Annotated in this window: 17 protein-coding genes and 1 tRNA gene; 6 read left to right on the top strand and 12 right to left on the bottom strand. The window is 63.4% G+C overall.

Annotated features, from left to right (window positions below; translation table 11 throughout):
• Positions 1 to 125: 125 nt before the first annotated feature.
• Complete coding sequence (locus BLT40_RS16735; RefSeq protein WP_090355055.1) at positions 126 to 566, bottom strand: hypothetical protein; 441 nt, start codon at positions 564 to 566, stop codon at positions 126 to 128.
• A 397-nt stretch (positions 567 to 963) separates the two neighbouring features.
• On the opposite strand from BLT40_RS16735, the gene BLT40_RS16740 reads away from it, so the two are divergent.
• From BLT40_RS16740 to BLT40_RS16750, 3 genes are read left to right on the top strand one after another with little or no spacing between them, the layout of a single operon-like run.
• Positions 964 to 2,142: an alpha-hydroxy acid oxidase gene (locus BLT40_RS16740; protein ID WP_090355057.1), complete on the top strand. Its 1,179-nt coding sequence runs from the start codon at positions 964 to 966 to the stop codon at positions 2,140 to 2,142.
• Between the two features lie 40 nt (positions 2,143 to 2,182).
• The gene (gene aldA, locus BLT40_RS16745; protein ID WP_090355059.1) at positions 2,183 to 3,622 is read left to right on the top strand and encodes an aldehyde dehydrogenase; all 1,440 of its coding nucleotides are present in this window, start codon (positions 2,183 to 2,185) and stop codon (positions 3,620 to 3,622) included.
• 26 nt (positions 3,623 to 3,648) lie between these two features.
• Positions 3,649 to 5,820 (top strand): PQQ-dependent dehydrogenase, methanol/ethanol family, encoded by a 2,172-nt coding sequence (locus BLT40_RS16750; protein ID WP_090355061.1) that lies wholly within the window; start codon positions 3,649 to 3,651, stop codon positions 5,818 to 5,820.
• Between the two features lie 91 nt (positions 5,821 to 5,911).
• On the opposite strand, the gene BLT40_RS16755 is transcribed toward BLT40_RS16750, so the two are convergent.
• The gene (locus BLT40_RS16755; RefSeq protein WP_081996472.1) at positions 5,912 to 6,883 is read right to left on the bottom strand and encodes a LysR substrate-binding domain-containing protein; all 972 of its coding nucleotides are present in this window, start codon (positions 6,881 to 6,883) and stop codon (positions 5,912 to 5,914) included.
• Between the two features lie 484 nt (positions 6,884 to 7,367).
• Here BLT40_RS16755 and BLT40_RS16760 point away from each other — a divergent pair, with 484 nt between their 5' ends.
• Positions 7,368 to 7,691 (top strand): hypothetical protein, encoded by a 324-nt coding sequence (locus BLT40_RS16760; RefSeq protein WP_079520865.1) that lies wholly within the window; start codon positions 7,368 to 7,370, stop codon positions 7,689 to 7,691.
• 54 nt (positions 7,692 to 7,745) lie between these two features.
• Here BLT40_RS16760 and BLT40_RS16765 read toward each other — a convergent pair whose 3' ends face one another.
• Positions 7,746 to 8,249: an Hcp family type VI secretion system effector gene (locus BLT40_RS16765; RefSeq protein WP_079520864.1), complete on the bottom strand. Its 504-nt coding sequence runs from the start codon at positions 8,247 to 8,249 to the stop codon at positions 7,746 to 7,748.
• A gap of 318 nt (positions 8,250 to 8,567) precedes the next feature.
• Between BLT40_RS16765 and BLT40_RS16770 the strand changes: the two genes are divergently transcribed.
• Positions 8,568 to 9,383 carry a DUF6402 family protein gene (locus BLT40_RS16770; RefSeq protein ID WP_090355064.1) on the top strand — a complete coding sequence of 272 codons (816 nt, stop codon included), beginning with the start codon at positions 8,568 to 8,570 and terminating at the stop codon, positions 9,381 to 9,383.
• Positions 9,383 to 9,988 (top strand): hypothetical protein, encoded by a 606-nt coding sequence (locus tag BLT40_RS16775; RefSeq protein ID WP_090355066.1) that lies wholly within the window; start codon positions 9,383 to 9,385, stop codon positions 9,986 to 9,988. Before BLT40_RS16770 ends, BLT40_RS16775 begins: the two co-directional genes overlap by 1 nt.
• 39 nt (positions 9,989 to 10,027) lie before the next feature.
• Here BLT40_RS16775 and BLT40_RS16780 read toward each other — a convergent pair.
• The 9 genes from BLT40_RS16780 to thrS form a co-directional block, all read right to left on the bottom strand.
• Positions 10,028 to 10,104: transfer RNA gene (locus BLT40_RS16780), tRNA-Pro, on the bottom strand.
• Positions 10,105 to 10,150: 46 nt separating this feature from the next.
• Positions 10,151 to 10,507, bottom strand: coding sequence for a MerR family transcriptional regulator (locus BLT40_RS16785; protein ID WP_036114913.1), 357 nt, complete (start codon positions 10,505 to 10,507; stop codon positions 10,151 to 10,153).
• Positions 10,488 to 10,787, bottom strand: coding sequence for an integration host factor subunit alpha (ihfA, locus tag BLT40_RS16790; protein WP_036114917.1), 300 nt, complete (start codon positions 10,785 to 10,787; stop codon positions 10,488 to 10,490). Before ihfA ends, BLT40_RS16785 begins: the two co-directional genes overlap by 20 nt.
• A 1-nt stretch (position 10,788) precedes the next feature.
• Entirely contained in the window at positions 10,789 to 13,170 is a 2,382-nt protein-coding gene (gene pheT, locus BLT40_RS16795) for a phenylalanine--tRNA ligase subunit beta (protein WP_090355068.1), read from the bottom strand.
• Positions 13,171 to 13,198: 28 nt separating this feature from the next.
• On the bottom strand, positions 13,199 to 14,191 hold the full coding sequence (pheS, locus tag BLT40_RS16800) for a phenylalanine--tRNA ligase subunit alpha (protein WP_079520860.1): 993 nt from the start codon (positions 14,189 to 14,191) through the stop codon (positions 13,199 to 13,201).
• 110 nt (positions 14,192 to 14,301) lie between these two features.
• Positions 14,302 to 14,661, bottom strand: coding sequence for a 50S ribosomal protein L20 (gene rplT / locus BLT40_RS16805; RefSeq protein ID WP_036114926.1), 360 nt, complete (start codon positions 14,659 to 14,661; stop codon positions 14,302 to 14,304).
• A gap of 14 nt (positions 14,662 to 14,675) precedes the next feature.
• Entirely contained in the window at positions 14,676 to 14,873 is a 198-nt protein-coding gene (rpmI, locus tag BLT40_RS16810) for a 50S ribosomal protein L35 (RefSeq protein WP_036114929.1), read from the bottom strand.
• A gap of 166 nt (positions 14,874 to 15,039) precedes the next feature.
• Positions 15,040 to 15,567, bottom strand: a complete 528-nt coding sequence (gene infC, locus BLT40_RS16815; RefSeq protein ID WP_303048752.1) for a translation initiation factor IF-3 — start codon at positions 15,565 to 15,567, stop codon at positions 15,040 to 15,042.
• A gap of 43 nt (positions 15,568 to 15,610) precedes the next feature.
• On the bottom strand, positions 15,611 to 17,512 hold the full coding sequence (gene thrS, locus BLT40_RS16820; RefSeq protein ID WP_090355072.1) for a threonine--tRNA ligase: 1,902 nt from the start codon (positions 17,510 to 17,512) through the stop codon (positions 15,611 to 15,613).
• Between the last annotated feature and the right edge of the window lie 132 nt (positions 17,513 to 17,644).

The raw sequence follows: 17,644 nt of genomic DNA on the forward strand, positions 1-17,644 counted from the left end.
CGGCAGGCTCGCCGCGGACGGAATGATCGCCTGCCGTCGACGTGGGCGCTAGTGGATCCTTCACTCGACGCCCCGCAGGCACCTCAGCCAGATCATCTATGCCATCTGGCCGGGGTAGAGCCGCTTCAGGACGCCACGGAATCAGGCGCCGGAAGCTCGGCCTTCCGCGCGAAGTCGCGCAAGGCGAACGCACCGCGGACGCCGTTGAGGAAAGCCATCCAGATGATGATGGCCATGATCAGACCCGCGACGGCTTTGGGCTGGGTCGCGAACTGATACACCTTCTCCAGTGTGAACAGACCCAGACCTGCAAAGGCGGCAATCATCGAATAACGCCAGATGCGCCAGCCCACTAGGGCAAAGACGGCGCCATCAATCACCGCGGCACCGGTCAAGCCCAGCGCATGCGCGCCCGGCCCGGAAAAGAGGAGGAACAGACCTAAGGCCAGGTTAACGAAGGCGACGAACCATGAGGCGATGGCGGCCCCTTTCATAGCCTGCTGCGCGTCGGCGCGGTTACCAAACGTGGGCCAGTACCAGTTGGAAGTGTTGTCCTTTCTTGCCACGAGCCATGTCTCCTTTCCATTGGATACGGACGATAAACTCCCACGCTTCAGCGCAGGCAGGTGGATGTCCGGTATTTCCCCCTGAGCGCCGTGATCTGCGCTCGTGGACGAAGGATAGAAGGGAATCGCGGGGGCTACCAGAGTGACCAACTGTTCAACGCCCTGCCGCCCATGGGGGGGGGTGAACCGCTCACGAAATAAAACGCGGTACGCGCGGCACATGTGTGCTGCGGCGCAATCTAGCGCGTATGCCTCACTGCGAAGGCTCTCATGCAATTATTTCCGCATTGCAGCATAAGGACCCGCCACGAGCGCCTGCCTGACAGGAAATTATTTCGTTCAGGCGCAGCGACCGCCTGCCTAGCATCCGGCAGGTTTTTCGTTTCGATGGTCCAGCATGCCCACTCCGATCACCTGCGTCGCCGACCTTCGGGATCTCGCCCGCAAACGTGTGCCTCGCGCGTTTTTCGACTACGACGATCGCGGCTCCTATGAAGAGGTGACGCTGCGCGACAACCGCGCCGTCTTCGACCGCATCCACCTGCGCCAGCGCGTCATGATCGATGTCGATCGCCGTGATCTGACCACCGAAGTGATCGGCCAGCCGCTGTCCGTGCCGCTGGCGATCGCGCCGACCGGCCTCACCGGGCTGACGCACGGCTCGGGTGAGATCCTCGCCGCCCGCGCCGCGGCGGCCGCGGGCATTCCCTTCTGCCTGAGCACCATGTCGATCTGCTCGGTCGAACAGGTCGCCGCGGCGGTGAAGGACCCGTTCTGGTTTCAGATCTACGTGATGCGCGACCGGGGCTTTACCAGGTCGCTCATCACCCGCGCCCGCGAGGCGGGCTGCTCCGCGCTGATGGTGACCGCCGACCTGCAGATCCAGGGTCAGCGCCATCGCGAGATCAAGAACGGCATGACGGTGCCGCCCAAGCTGACGATGCGCAACCTCGTCGACATCCTGGGCAAGCCACGCTGGGTGAGCGGCGTCCTGTCCGCGCCGAGTCGCTCGTTCGGCAATCTGGCCGGGCAGATCGACGGGGCGGATGGCCTCACTACCCTCGCGCAGTGGATCGGCAACCAGTTCGATCCGCGACTGACCTGGGACGACATCGGCTGGATCCGCGACCTGTGGCCGGGCAAGCTGATCCTCAAAGGAATCATGGAGCCCGATGACGCACGCTCAGCGGTCAAGGCGGGCGTCGACGCGATCGTCGTCTCCAACCATGGCGGGCGGCAGCTCGATGGCGCCGTCGCTTCCGCTTACGCCCTGCCCCGTGTCGTCGACGCCGTCGGCAACGACATCGAGGTCCTTTTCGACGGTGGCATCCAGACCGGCCAGGCGCTTCTGAAATCGCTGGCCCTCGGCGCGCGTGCCGGCCTCATCGGCAAGGCCTTCCTCTACGGCCTCGGTGCCATGGGCCAGGAAGGCGTGACCAGGGTGATCGAGATCCTGCGGCGCGAGCTGGATGTCAGCATGGCGCTGACCGGCAACACCTCGGTGCGCGCCCTCGATCGTTCGATTCTTCTCGACGAACGCGGTGAGCCCTGGCTCCCGCTTCGCCCCACCGCTTGAACACCCCGCGCCGCAAGGCGCGCGTACCCAAGGAAACGACATGAGCAGCAGCTACCAGAATTACATCGGCGGACGGTTCGTCAGCGACTCGTCCGATGGCAGCGTCGAGGTCACCAACCCGGCGACGCAGGCCGTGCTCGGCCATGTGCCGGAAGCCTCCGCCGGTACCGTGGCCTCCGCCGTGGACGCCGCGCGCAAGGCGCAGCCGGCGTGGTCGAAGCTGCCCGCCATCCAGCGCGCCAATGCACTGCGCGCGATCTCGGCCAAGGTGCGCCAGCATCGCGAGCGCCTGGCCGCGCTGATCGTCGCCGAACAAGGCAAGACGCAGGGTCTCGCCGCGGTCGAGGTCGACTTCACCGCCGACTACATCGATTACATGGCCGAATGGGCGCGCCGTCTCGAAGGCGAGGTGCTCACCAGCGACCGCCCGGGCGAAAGCATCTTCCTGCTGCGCAAGCCGATCGGCGTCGTCGCCGGCATCCTGCCGTGGAACTTCCCGTTCTTCCTGATCGCCCGCAAGATGGCTCCCGCACTGGTCACCGGCAATACCGTGGTGATCAAGCCCAGCGAAGAGACGCCGCTCAATGCGTTCGAATTCGCGAAGCTGGTCGCGGAGACCGACCTGCCCGAGGGCGTGTTCAACCTCATCGGCGGCACCGGTGCCAAGGCCGGTGCGGCACTGACCGACAACCCGGGCGTCGGCCTGATCAGCTTCACCGGCAGCGTCGAGACCGGCAGCCGCATCATGCAGACGGCGGGCAAGCACCTCACCCGCGTGAACCTGGAACTGGGCGGCAAGGCGCCGGCGATCGTGCTGGCCGATGCCGACCTCGACCTCGCCGCGAAGGCCATCACCGATTCGCGCGTGATCAACACCGGGCAGGTGTGCAACTGCGCCGAGCGCGTCTACGTCGACCGCAAGGTCGCCGACGAATTCGTCGAGAAGCTTCGCCGGAACATGGCCGCCACGACCTATGGCGATCCCGGCGCGGATGCATCCGTCGGCATGGGCCCGCTGATCAACAAGGCAGGCCTGGACAAGGTACGCGGTGCCGTCGAGCGAGCCGTCGCCGCCGGCAACGAAGTGATCACGGGCGGCAAGGTCGCCGATCTCGGCCAGGGCTTTCATTACGAGCCGACCGTGCTGATCGCCAAAGACAACGATCAGGAAATCATCCGTAAGGAGACCTTCGGTCCGGTCCTGCCGATCGTGCTGGTCGACGGTCTGGAACAGGCGGTCGCCTACTCCAACGACTCCGACTACGGCCTTACCTCGTCGCTGTATACGCGCGATCTCAACAGCGCCTTCCGTGGTGTGCGCGATCTCGAATTCGGCGAAACGTACGTCAACCGCGAAAACTTCGAAGCCATGCAGGGCTTCCACGCCGGTCGTCGCAAGTCGGGCATCGGCGGCGCCGACGGCAAGCACGGCCTTTACGAATACACCGAAACGCACGTCGTCTACATCCAGCACGACTGATGGCGCGACACACGAGGGGAGACACCATGAAACCAGCAAGCGGAAAGCCAGCCCGGTTCCTGACGATGACGACGGCACTCGCCCTCGTCCTCGCCGGCGGGTCCACCACTTTTGCCCAGGATGCCGCCAGGGGACCGGCCGCCGTCGACGGCGCGCGCATCGTCAATGCCGACAAGGAACCCGGCAACTGGATGACCACCGGACGCACGTACGACGAGCAGCGCTATAGCCCGTTGAAGCAGATCACCGACAAGAACGTCGACAAGCTCGGCCTGGCATGGACGTACAAGATCGACATCGATCGCGGCGTCGAAGCGACACCCATCGTCGTCGACGGTGTGATGTACACCACGGGCCCCTTCTCCATCGTTTACGCACTGGACGCGAAGACCGGCCAGCTGAAATGGAAGTACGACCCGAAGTCGGACCGTGCACGCGCAGGCGAAGCCTGCTGCGACGCGGTGAACCGCGGCGTGGCCGTGTGGAATGGCAAGGTCTACGTGGGCGTGCTCGACGGCCGCCTCGAGGCGATCGACGCGAAGACCGGCACGAAGGTCTGGTCGGTCGATACGCGCTACGACACCACGCGCAGTATCTCGATCACCGGCGCGCCACGCATCGTCGAAGGCAAGGTGATCATCGGCAACGGTGGCGCCGAGTACGGGACGCGCGGCTACATCACCGCGTACGACGCCGAGACCGGCAAGCAGGACTGGCGCTTCTGGACGGTACCGGGCGATCCGGACAAGCCGGCCGAGAACAAGGCGATGGAAATCGCCCGTCCGACGTGGACCGGTCGTGCGTTCGTCACGCAGGGTGGCGGTGGTACCGTATGGGATTCGATGTCGTACGACCCCGAGCTGAAGCTGCTCTACATCGGCGTGGGCAACGCATCGTCGTGGAATCCGAAGTTCCGCAGCGAAGGCAAGGGCGACAACCTGTTCCTGTCGTCCATCGTGGCGATCCATGTGGACACCGGCGAGTACGCCTGGCACTACCAGACTACCCCGGGCGACGCCTGGGACTTCACGGCGACCGCGCACATCATCCTTGCCGACATAAAGATCGACGGCAAGGTGCGCAAGGTAGCCATGCAGTCGCCGAAGAACGGCTACTTCTACGTCATCGATCGCACCAACGGCAAGCTGCTGTCGGCGAAGAACATCATCCCGCTCAGCTGGTCCAGTGGCGTCGACATGAAGACCGGTCGTCCGAAGGTCAATGAAAGCGCCGAATACTGGAAGGATCCGGAACACAAGCCGCACCTGGTACAGCCTGCGTTCTGGGGCGCGCACGACTGGCAGCCGATGTCGTACAGCCCGGATACGGGTCTGGTCTACATCCCGACGCACATCATGTCGGCGTACTACCAGGATCTGGCCAAGGAACCGCCGCGTCGCAAGTTCAAGAGCGCCTATCAGCTCGGTGCGGATGCCGGCATGGTGCCCGAGGCGGAGAAGGAGCTGCGCGAACTGGCCAACACCTGGAGCGGCAAGCTCACCGCCTGGGACCCGAAGACCCAGAAGAAGGTCTGGGAAGTCCCGTACAAGACGATCTTCAACGGTGGCGTGCTGTCCACCGCGGGCAACCTCGTCTTCGAGGGCACCGCCGACGGTCGCGTCGTGGCGTACTCCGCCGACAAGGGTAAAAAGCTCTGGGAGCAGCCGGCCAACACGGGCGTCATGGCCGCACCGATCACCTATACGGTGGACGGCGAGCAGTACGTGACCTTCATGGTCGGCTGGGGCGGCGCGTTCTCGACGTTCGAGGGCGGTATCTCGCTCAATGCCGGCGTGCTGCCTAATTCACAGGTTCTCACCTATAAGCTCGGCGGCACCGCCAAGCTGCCGGACTTCAAGTACAAGTACGCCGACCACAAGCTCGATCCGCCGCCGCTCACCGGTACGCCGGAACAGATCGCCGAAGGCCAGAAAGCGTTCGGTGCCAACTGCTCGCAGTGCCACGGCATCAACGCGGTCTCCGGCGGCGTGCTGCCCGACCTGCGCCTGCTGTCGAAGGAAAACCACGCGCGCTTCGCCGCCATCGTCTACGGCGCCCGCGTCATGGACGGCATGCCCTCGTTCGCCGACGGCCTCACCATGCAGCAGGTGGAAGAGGTGCATCAGTACCTGATCAAGCGGGCCCACGACCTGAAGGACTCGCCGACCAGGGAACCGCGCGCCGCCCAACAGCCGTAACAGCGACGTAGGAGCGCGCCTTGCGCGCGATGCTTTTCCACACGGAACGGTGTCGCGCGCGGGGCGCGCTCCTACATTTGGGTCATCGCGCTCACGGCCTTTGCGCCTCCACGCAGACCTCCCGCAACCACGCGATAAACGCACCTCGCGCCTCGTCGGGCTCCGCCACGCGGTGCCAGCAAAGATGATAGGCATACGCCGGTTCCGCTTCGATCGCGAACAGCTTGATCAGCTTGCCGTTCTGCAGATGACGCCGCGCAAGACTCCGCCGCACGAGCGCCACCCCATGACCATTCAGCGCCGCCTCCATCAGCATGCCGAGGTCCATCAGCCGATGGCCGTCCGTCGGTTCGGCGGTATCGCCCTGCCCCGTCTCGGTGCGGGCGGCACGCATCCATGGGCCCCACGGCTCGAGCGGACAACGTAGCAGGATGGCGCGACGGATCATGTCGGCAGGCGAGTCGAAGCGAATCTGCGCCAGATAAGCCGGACTCGCCACGGGAAAGACGGTCTCGCTTGTGAGGCGCTCACTGTCCACGCCCTCGAAGCGCCCATCCCCGAAGCGTACTTCCACGTCCCAACCCGGCGCCGTGATGTCGAGATACGGGATGGACGGCATCAGCTCGAGTTCGATGTCCGGATACCGCTGAGTGAAAGCATGCAGGTGCGGGACGAGAAGATCGCGCCCGAACGTCGGTGGCGTGGCGACACGCAGCCGTCGACGTGATGATGAATCGCGGCGGTGATACGCGGAGCGTGTCAGCAGACCGAGCGCGACGTTGACCTGCTCGAGGTATTCGCGGCCGATAGCGGTGGGCTCGACGCCGCGGCCTGTGCGCGAAAGCATCTTTACACCGAGGAGAGACTCGAGTCCGGCGACGCGTTTGGCGACGGCGCTGGGCGTGACTGCCAGCTCGTAACTCGCGCGTTCGAAAGAGCCTAATCGCGCAGCGGCTTCCAGCGCCCGCAGATGCGCCGTCGAAGGCAGACGTACGTTGTTCTGCTCGAGCGAGTGCAGCCGGTGATCGAGCCCGTCGTTCGACGGACGGCGTGGAAAATTCATCCGCGGGCCTCTGTTTTTCAGGGCTCTAGATTAGCAGCCGGGCGCAAGTTCTGACGCATCAGGACGCGACTCGTCAACCTATCCGCCTAGCCGACGTTGGAGATCCATGCCCAACGTGAGGACGACCTCGATGCCCGATTCCCTACCTGCCCTCGCCATGCGTGGTGTGACCCTTGCATGCGCCATCGCACTCGCGTCATGCGCAAGTAGCGGCGTTCGTCTCGCTACCGCGCCTGTCCACCCCTACTCGTTCGATGGCCACTGGGTGGTGGATCCCTCGCGAAGCGAAGACCCCGATGCTGCCGGCGCTGCGGCAGGTGGCGGCCGAGGTGGCATGGGCGGCGGTCACGGCCATGGTGGCGGGATGGGTGGCGGAGGGATGGGAGGTGGTGGTGGCATGGGCGGAGGCCGACATGGTGGCGGCGGTGCAGGCTCCGGAAGCAGCCCGGGAGGTAGCCCTGACAGTGGCGGTAACGGGAACACGATGCGTCGCGCCCTTCTGCTGCCAGACACGCTGGACATCGCCCTGCGGCCTGACACGCTTTCGCTAACCGCCGACGGGCATCCGCGTAGCGTTCCCATGATCACGACTCAGGACGCGCATGCGAATGCCACACGCGCAGGCTGGGACGGCGACAGTCTCGTAATCGTGATTCACGCCGATCCGAAGCGCGGGGACATCGTGCAGCGCTATGAGGTCGCGCCGGATCATTCGCGTCTCGTGGTGACAACGGAATTCAAGGGCAAGTCGAAGAAGGTTTCTGTGGTCCGGGAGTTTACGGCTGCGCCTGCCGCCACTAAGGACTAACGAGAAGCCCGGCATTGCCGGGCTTCGTTTCGTCGTACGGGCAGCAGTGCTTCTTCAGGCAGCAAACGTCTTGTCGTTCTTCGTCAGGCTCCACGCGCCAAGCGTCATGCCACCCTGCCCGCCATCGAACGTTTGCTTCACATATTTCCACTGGATCGCGGCATATCTGAGCGCGAGCGTTTCCATCGGTAGCGGCCTGTCGTCGATGCCGAGACCGATCTGCGCGATCAGAACATGTTTGAGTTGAATCTCAAGATATTTGACGCGTCGTCCGTCACCCGCGTCCCGATACATGTCGATCTGCGCGGACTGAAACGTCGTTCCGCCTGAGAGCGCCTGATAGAGCGCCGGACTCGACGAGTCGATCTCCTTCCTCACCCCGATATCGCCATGCACGGTGCGCCCGACCGCGTGGCCACCCGCCGTCGACGAAGCCAGGGATGTGGGTTGGTGCATCTGATGGTGCAAGGAGTTCAGCTCGATCCACTGCCCATGATCCTTATCCGCGGATTCGCCTTTCAGGTCGGGGCCGTTCAACTTCAGGTAAATGCTTTTCATCGAAATCCTTGATGTGGTCATACAGGCTGTCGCTGCCTATCGGAGGCGAACGACGAGGCTTTCTACCGGATTCGAAAAAGATATGTTTGAGAACGAAGGACACCGTTTTTCTTGGCTTCAATTGCGTTCATCTACCCACGTAATTTCATGAACGCGTGACTTACATGACGGGGTAAGTGGTCGCTCCGACAACTACACTGCGCGCCGCATCGGTCGGGTCGCATACGACTCGACTACACAGGAGCGCAACGCGATGGAGACGTTCGACATTGTCTGCATGGAGACGTAGGCGCGTTTACGTAGCAAAGGAGCAGGTCTATGAATGGAAATCCAGCCGCACTGGAAGACGCGACGTCGGCGATAGATAAAGTTGAATCGATCCCGCGTGCCATGCGACATGTGGGATGGATGGTCGCCGCCGACCTGATGGAACGGTGGCTTCATTCGTCGGCGTGGGTGCTTCCCGACGTGTGGAAATCACCAGATGCGCCGGATCCGCGAACGCTTCCGGCTTCTTCGCTCGACGAACGCATCGTGCGCATGAGCTGGGCGATGGCGAATCCGCGTGTCCGCATTGGCATGGAGAGGCTGAGGGAAAAAATGGCGAATGGACCTGCCAAGAAGCTGCTTCAACGAAGGGCGACGAAGCTATCCTGGGGGGCAAACGGACGCGCCGATTTTGGCAGTCAACACGATAGCGCCGTCCAGTTGGACTGGAAGTGCCAGTCCAATTACGAAGTAATCGGCGGGAAGCTCGACACGATGGACGACCTCTACGGAGCCCTCGGCTCAGCTGCGCTGAAAGTTGCGTTGGTTGGCGAGGCCACCCGGGACGCACAGAACGGAAAGATCAGCCTCCGAGTTACACACGCTGGCTTCTACATTCGCGACACGTACGACTTCAACGGCCCTCAGACACTGGGAACCTGGACCAAGGATGGCGTCCTCAACAAGAAGCAGATATTCGCGAATGCGGTGATGAACGGACTATCGTTCCAGTGGGGCATACCGTCTGGACATGTATCGAACGCCGACTTCGAACAGTATCGGATCGAGACCGGGCTGGGCGGCGATTTCGTCATCTACTCCGACGTCTACTGGGAGCGCACGGATTTCGTGCTTGATCTGGGCTGATGGATATCAAAGCCCTCATCGGGGTCATCCTGGTCGTTGCTGGAGCCGCGACTTATCAAGCTTCGGAGTGGTGGGAGCGTGCTTATGCGACGTACATCTCGTCGCAGACAAGCCCTGACGGCTGCCTGCGTGTAGACACCTACAAGGCGTTTTGGGTGCTCCCATCATTCCTCCATCGCATACCGGATCCCGATCCCGAAAACAGAAACGATTTGGGTAGAGACTGGGACGGCGCCTTCTTCAAACGAGCTTACGAAGTCAGCACAGGCGATTTTCTGGGTGAAACGGTCGTGTTCGACGCATCCGCTTCGTTCAACATGATGTTCTGGAACGACTCGAAAGAGGCGGGCCGACGCATCGTCCTGGCTAACGGATTCCCGATGGTCGATACCGATCGGTGTGCCGACAAGGCGACGCTGGCGACGCTCGAAGCGTTCTATGAAAAGGAGCGTGAGGAATTTCGACCGATTCAGGAGCGCTGGGAGCGAGATCGAGAACGGGATCGCGAAGAGGAAAGGCTACGGGAGCAAAATCAGCCGGATGAACGCCAGGCTTCGGGGGCGGCGGCAAGCCCACCGGGTGGCGGAAGGTTGGCGGGGCGGTAACGAAAAAAGGCGCCCCGTGAGGGACGCCTTTTCGAATAATGGTCGGGGTGGCGAGATTCGAACTCGCGACCACTACACCCCCAGCGTAGTGCGCTACCAGGCTGCGCTACACCCCGACGAGCAAACGATTGTAACAGCAACGCCGCGATCTGCGGAAGCGGGTCAGCGACGAAGCAGGGTCAGGACTTCTTCGAGCTCCAGGCGGACCTGGCGGACGATCTGGTGCGACATGCTCGCTTCCATACGGGCCTGGGGGCCCTCGAGGCGTGCGCGCGCACCCGTAATGGTGAAACCCTCGTCGTACAGCAGCGAACGGATCTGGCGGATCATCAGCACGTCGTGACGCTGGTAGTAGCGGCGGTTGCCACGGCGCTTGACGGGCTTCAGGGCCGGAAATTCCTGCTCCCAGTAGCGAAGGACATGCGGCTTGACGCCGCAAAGCTCGCTTACTTCACCGATGGTGAAGTAGCGCTTCGCCGGGATCGCCGGAAGTTCGGTGTTATTCCCTGGATCCAGCATAGCCCTCGACTCTTACCTTGAGTTTCTGGCCAGGACGGAAGGTGACGACCCGCCGGGCAGAGATGGGAATTTCTTCGCCGGTCTTGGGATTGCGACCCGGCCGCTGATTTTTCTGACGCAGATCGAAATTGCCGAAGCCCGACAACTTGACCTGCTCGCCCCGCTCGAGAGCTTCACGAACGACTTCGAAGTACGCGTCAACGAACTCTTTGGCCTCACGCTTGTTGAGACCTACGTCGAGGAAAAGCCGCTCGGCCATTTCCGCCTTGGTCAGCGCCATCTTATCCTCGCAATCTTGCCTTGCATGTCTTCTCCAATGCCCCCACCGCTTCTGCCACACGAGCGTCGGCATCTTCGTCGGTAAGGGTGCGTGAAGCGTCCTGTAAAATCAAGCCCATAGCGAGACTCTTTCGCCCTTCGTCGATCCCTTTCCCGGCGTATCGGTCGAACAGGCGGATCTCACGCAGGACCTCGCCGAGGGCGCCACGAACGGCTGCCTCGACGGCCGACCAGGAGACGTCCTCAGGCAGTTCGACCGCGATATCGCGACGCACGGCGGGGAACCGGGCCACGCGCGCCGCGCTGGGCAGGCGTCGGGCCAGTACCGGCTCGAGGGCCAGCTCCATCACATGAACATCCGGACCGAGATCCAGGGCTTTCGCGAGTGCCGGGTGCAGGGCACCTAAGTAACCGGCCGGCAGTCCGTCGCGGAGTACGCGTGCGCCACGACCGGGATGCAGCCAGGACGGCAGATCGTCGGTGTCGACCGACCAGCGGGCCGGCTCACCCGTGTGAGCGATCAGCGCGTCGAGGTCGCCCTTGAGGTCGAAGAAGTCGACCGTGCGGGACGCTTCGCCCCACTGCTCCGCCCGTGCATTGCCTGAAGCGACGACGGCCACCCGGCCGATCTCGTCCGGGGCACCGCCCGTCGCGTGGAAGCTGCGCGCCAATTCGAACAGACGAACGCGCTCCTGCTGGCGGGCACGATTGTGACGCAGCGCTTCGACCAGGCCCGGCAACAGCGAGGTACGCATGACGGCGAGGTCGGCCGACAGGGGGTTGGCGAGCGGTACCCAGGCGTGATCCACGCCCCAGGTTTTCAGGAGGTCGGCGCTGAGGAACGAGAGCGTGACCGCCTCGAAATAGCCACGCGCGGCCAGCTGGTCGCGCAGCGCCATCTCGCTCAGGCGCGCCTCCGGCTCCGACCGCAGGGCGATCTGACCGGCGGGGATATGGGTCGGGATGCGCTCGTAACCATGAATACGGGCGACCTCTTCGATCAGGTCCTCCTCGCGCTCGATGTCGAAGCGGCTGCTCGGTGGCGTGACTTTCCAGCCGTCCGCGATTTCCTCGACGCCCATGCCCAGCGCGGTGAAGATGCGGGTCACTTCGGCGGCGGCGACATCGATACCGAGGATGCGACGCAGACGCGCATGACGGAGAACGACAGGCGCGTGCTCGCGCAGGTCTTCGAGTCGCTCGGCGACCGTCACCGGACCGGCCTGGCCGCCGGCAATCTGCAGCAGCAGTTCGGTGGCGCGTTCCATCGCACGCTTCGGCAGGGCCGGGTCGACACCGCGTTCGTAGCGATGCGAGGCATCCGTATGGAGGCCGAGCTTGCGTGCGCGACCCATGATGGCCGACGGCGCGAAGTGCGCAGCCTCGAGAAAAATATTGCGCGTGGCATCGGTGACGCGCGAGTCGAAGCCGCCCATGACACCGGCGACGGCAAGCGGCGCCGCCTCGTCGGCGATGACGACGAACGACGGGTCGAGCTTCGCGTCGCTGCCATCCAGCAGCTTCAGGGTCTCGCCCTGCCCCGCATGACGGACGACGATCGAGCCCGTCAGCTTGTCGTTGTCGAACGCATGCATCGGATGACCGAGTTCGAGCATCACGTACTGAGTGACGTCGACCACCGCGCTGATCGGCCGGATACCCGCGCGGCGCAGACGCTCCGCCATCCACAACGGCGACGCCGTGCTCGCGTCGATACCTTCGATGATGCGACCGAGGTAGCGCGGCGCGTCGGCACCGGCTTCGAGACGGACCGGACGCGTGGCGCTGGCGGTGACGGCGACGTCGCCCACACCGATCGCTTTGACGCGGCTGCCGAAAAGCGCCGCCACATCGTGCGCCAGACCGTTGAGGCCGAGTACGTCCGGACGGTTCGGAGTGATCTTCAGCTCGATGCTGGCGTCGGGCAGACCGAGGTATTCCGCCAGCGGCTTGCCGACCGGCGCATCGGCCGGCAGTTCGAGCAGACCGGAGGCATCCGCATCGAGGCGAAGCTCTTTCGCCGAGCAGAGCATGCCGAACGACTCGACGCCGCGCAGCGTGGCCGCCTTGATGTGCACGTCGCCGGGCAGCGTGCTGCCGACGGTGGCCAGCGGTACGCGGATACCCACGCGTGCGTTAGGCGCGCCACAGACGATCTGCACCAGCTCACCCGTGCCGGCGTCGACCTTGCACACCTGCAGGCGATCGGCTTCGGGATGTTTGGTGGCTTCGACGATCCTGGCGACGACCACGCCGTCGAGACCATCACCCAACTCGGTGACTTCCTCGACTTCCAGGCCGGACATGGTGAGTGCGTGAACCAGCGCCGCGCGATCCGCGTCGATGTCGACCAGCTCGCGCAGCCAGTTTTCGGAGAATTTCATGGGAGCGACTCTCTAATCCGGAGGGCTATCAGGCGAACTGACGGAGGAAGCGCAGGTCGTTCTCGAAGAACGCGCGCAGATCGCCCACGCCGTAACGCAGCATCGCGAAACGCTCGACGCCGAGACCGAAAGCGAAACCCGTGTAACGCTCAGGATCGATGCCGCAGTTCTTCAGCACGGTCGGGTGGACCATGCCGCAGCCCAGCACTTCGAGCCAGCGCGTGGAGCCGTCTTCGGCGTCCCAGCGGATGTCCACTTCGGCCGAGGGCTCGGTGAAGGGGAAGTAGCTAGGACGGAAGCGCATCTCGAAATCGCGCTCGAAGAACGCGCGGATGAATTCGGCCAGGGTGCCCTTCAGGTCGGCGAAGCTTGAGGTCTCATCGACCAGCAGGCCTTCGATCTGATGGAACATCGGCGAATGGGTCTGGTCGGAATCGCTGCGATAGACCTTGCCCGGGGCGATGATGCGGATCGGCGGCTGGCGCCCCTGCATCGAACGGATCTGCACCGGCGAGGTATGCGTACGCAGCAGGCGACCGTCACCGAAATAGAAGGTGTCGTGCATCGCGCGCGCGGGATGGTGCGGCGGGAAGTTCAGCGCCTCGAAGTTATGCCAGTCGTCCTCGATCTCGGGACCGTCGGCACGCTGGTAACCGAGACGACCGAAGATATCGGCGATGCGCTCGAGCGCGCGGGTGATCGGGTGGATGCCACCGTACTCGCCGTCGCGGCCCGGGAGGCTGACGTCGATTCGCTCGGAGGCGAGGCGGCGATCCAGTTCGGCCTGTTCCAGCGCCTGCTTGCGGGCGGCAATGGCGTCCGTGAGACGCTCCTTGACCCGGTTGACTTCGGCGCCACGCGCCTTGCGCTCGTCACCCGACAACTGACCCAGGGCTTTCAGCGCGGCGGTCACCGCACCGTTCTTTCCCAGCAGGGCGACACGCACGGCATCCAGCGCCTCGAGGGAGGCCGCCGACTCGATGTCGCGCAGGGAGGCGTCGATATGCTCGATCGATTCCATCGGTTTTCCTGACTTTTTCGAGGCACACAAAAAAGTGTGGGGAGAAGGCAAGGCCTTCTCCCCACGTCATCCATCTTCGCGCGATAAGACTACCGCGCGTTTAAAGCGGATTACGCAGCCAGACTGGCCTTGGCCTTCTCTGCGATCGCGCCAAATGCCTTGATGTCGTGCACGGCGAGGTCGGCGAGGACCTTACGGTCGACGGCGATCTCAGCCTTGGCCAGACCGTTGATCAGGCGGCTGTAGGACAGACCGAACTGACGGGCGGCGGCGTTGATACGCACGATCCACAGCGCGCGGAACTGACGCTTACGCTGCTTGCGGCCGATGTAGGCGTACTGACCAGCCTTGATGACGGCCTGGTTGGCTACGCGGAAGACCTTGCGACGGGCGTTGTAATAACCCTTTGCACGGCCGAGGATTTTCTTGTGACGACGACGGGCGGTAACGCCACGCTTAACACGAGCCATGGTTCAACCCTCCCTTAGAGATACGGCAACATGCGAGCTACACCCTTGGTGTCGCACGCTTTGACGTGGTTGGGAGCGCGCAGGCCGCGCTTACGCTTGGTCGACTTCTTCGTCAGGATATGCGACTTGAAGGCGTGACCGGCTTTGAACTTGCCGGATGCGGTCTTGCGAAAACGCTTCGCTGCCGCCCGGTTGGTCTTGATCTTGGGCATCGGAATGCTCCGTATTCGGTGACTGACTGATCCGGCGGCAAGCCCTTGCGGGACAAGCACTTTCCTTCCTGCCGGGTACGGTGATTCGGCCCATCCATACGGGCCGAGCCGGCGATCATACATGAATTCAAACGAAAAAGGGCGCCGGAGCGCCCTTCTCGTTCGATCAGATCTTTTTCTTCGGTCCGATCATCATGACCATCTGGCGGCCTTCGAGGCGGGGGAAGGACTCCACCACACCGTCTTCGCCGATGTCCGTCTGAACCCGGCGGGCCAGATTCTGGCCGAGGTCCTGATGGGACATTTCACGACCGCGGAAGCGGATCGTGACCTTGACCTTGTCGCCTTCTTCCAGAAATTCGCGCATCTTGCGCAGCTTGATCTGGTAGTCGCCCTCGTCGGTGACGGGACGGAACTTCACTTCCTTGATCTCTACCTGCTTCTGCTTCTTCTTGGCAGCCGAGGCCTTCTTCTGGGCTTCGAACTTGAACTTGCCGTAATCCATGATCTTGCAGACCGGCGGATCGCCGTTCGGCTGGATTTCGACGAGATCCATGCCCAGCTCTTCAGCGGCCTTGATGGCGTCATCAGTCCGCATGATTCCGAGCTGCTCGCCTTCCGCGCCAAGCACGCGGACCTGCGGGACACGGATGTCTCTGTTCTTGCGATTGCCCTTGTTATCGGTCGTAGCGATACCGCTATCCTCCAGAAGAATGATCCAAATACCGGGCCCCCGCTCAGCGGCGGGTCTCGGCTTCCAAACGTTCGACGAACTGGGCCACGGTCATGCTGCCGAGGTCCTCGCCGCCGCGGGTACGTACGGAGATGGTACCCGTTTCTTTCTCGCGATCACCGACCACGATCAGATAAGGCACCTTCTGCAACGTGTGCTCGCGGATTTTATATCCGACTTTTTCGTTGCGCAAATCGGAGTTTACCCTGAACCCTTGTCCGACAACGGCTTGGGCCACGTCCTGCACGTAATCGGCCTGAGCGTCCGTAATGCTGAACGCAACTGCCTGAATGGGGGCGAGCCAGGTCGGAAGCAAGCCCGCGTGGTGCTCGATCAGGATGCCGATGAATCGCTCCATCGAGCCGACGATGGCCCGGTGCAGCATGACCGGGTGCTGGCGCTGGCTGTTCTCGTCCACGTACTCGGCGCCCAGACGCTCGGGCATCATGAAATCGACCTGCATCGTGCCCACCTGCCAGGCGCGGCCGATGGAGTCCTTCATGTGGTACTCGATCTTGGGACCGTAGAAGGCGCCCTCACCCGGCAGTTCCTCCCACTCGACGCCAGCCGCCTGCAGGGCCGCCCGCAGGGCGTGCTCGGCCTTGTCCCAGACCTCGTCGGCACCGATGCGCTTGTCGGGACGCAGGGCGATCTTCATGGCGATGTCGCTGAACCCGAAGTCCTCGTAGACCTTCATGGCCTGGGCGTGGAAGGCCGCGACTTCGCCCTCGATTTGCGCCGGGGTGCAGAAGATGTGGCCGTCGTCCTGCGTGAAGGCACGCACGCGCATGATGCCGTGCAGCGCGCCCGAGGGCTCATTGCGGTGACAGCCGCCGAACTCGCCGTAGCGGATCGGCAGGTCGCGGTAGCTGTGCAGGTTGGTGTTGAAGATCTGGATGTGGCCCGGGCAGTTCATGGGCTTCAGGGCGTACGTGCGCTTCTCCGACTCGGTGAAGAACATGTTTTCCTGGTAGTTGTCCCAGTGGCCGGACTTCTTCCACAGGCTGACGTCCATGATCTGCGGACCACGGACCTCCTGGTAACCGCTCTTCTTGTACACGCCGCGGACGTACTGCTCGACGGCCTGCCAGATCGCCCACCCCTTCGGGTGCCAGAAGATCATGCCCGGCGCCTCTTCCTGCATGTGGAAGAGGTCGAGCTGCTTGCCGATGCGGCGGTGGTCGCGCTTTTCGGCTTCCTCCAGTTGCAGCAGGTAGGCCTTGAGGTCCTTGTCGTTCAGCCACGACGTACCGTAGATGCGCGTCAGCATCTCGTTGTTGGAATCGCCGCGCCAGTAGGCGCCGGCGACCTTCATCAGCTTGAACGCGCGGAGCTTGCCCGTGTTGGACACGTGCGGCCCGCGGCAGAGATCGGTGAACTCACCCTGCGTGTAGAGCGAAAGCTCTTCGTTCGCCGGGATGCTCTCGATGATCTGGGCTTTGTACTCTTCACCCAGACCGCGGAAGAACGTGATCGCCTCGTCGCGGCTCTTGACCGAGCGCGTGACCGGAATCTGTTCCTTGACGATCTTCTCCATCTCGGCCTGGATGGTCTCCAGGTCGTCCGGCGTAAACGGGCGCTCGTAGGCGAAATCGTAGAAGAAGCCGTTGTCGATGACCGGGCCGATCGTGACCTGCGCGCCGGGGAACAGGCGCTGCACGGCCTGACCCAGAAGGTGGGCCGTGGAGTGACGCAGGATATCCAGCGCCTCGGGGCTCTTTTCAGTGACGATCTCGAGGGCGGCGTCGTGATCGATCGTGAAGCTGGCATCGACCAGCTTGCCGTCGACCTTGCCCGCGAGGGTGGCCTTGGCGAGGCCGGCACCGATCGAGGCGGCGACGTCCTGCACGGATACGGGGTGATCGAACGGGCGCTGGCTGCCGTCGGGTAGCGTGATCTGGATCATGAATGCGAATTCCGGACAAACAAAAAGGGCGCCATGCGCCCTTCGACAATGACGAAGACGTGGCGGGGGGTCAGATTGAAGAGCGCGTAGTCCGCATGTCGCACACTCGGCCAGCGTTGCCGCGGGCCACCT

The organism is Dyella sp. 333MFSha (genome assembly GCF_900102405.1).
GTDB classification, from domain to species: Bacteria; Pseudomonadota; Gammaproteobacteria; order Xanthomonadales; family Rhodanobacteraceae; genus Luteibacter; species Luteibacter mycovicinus.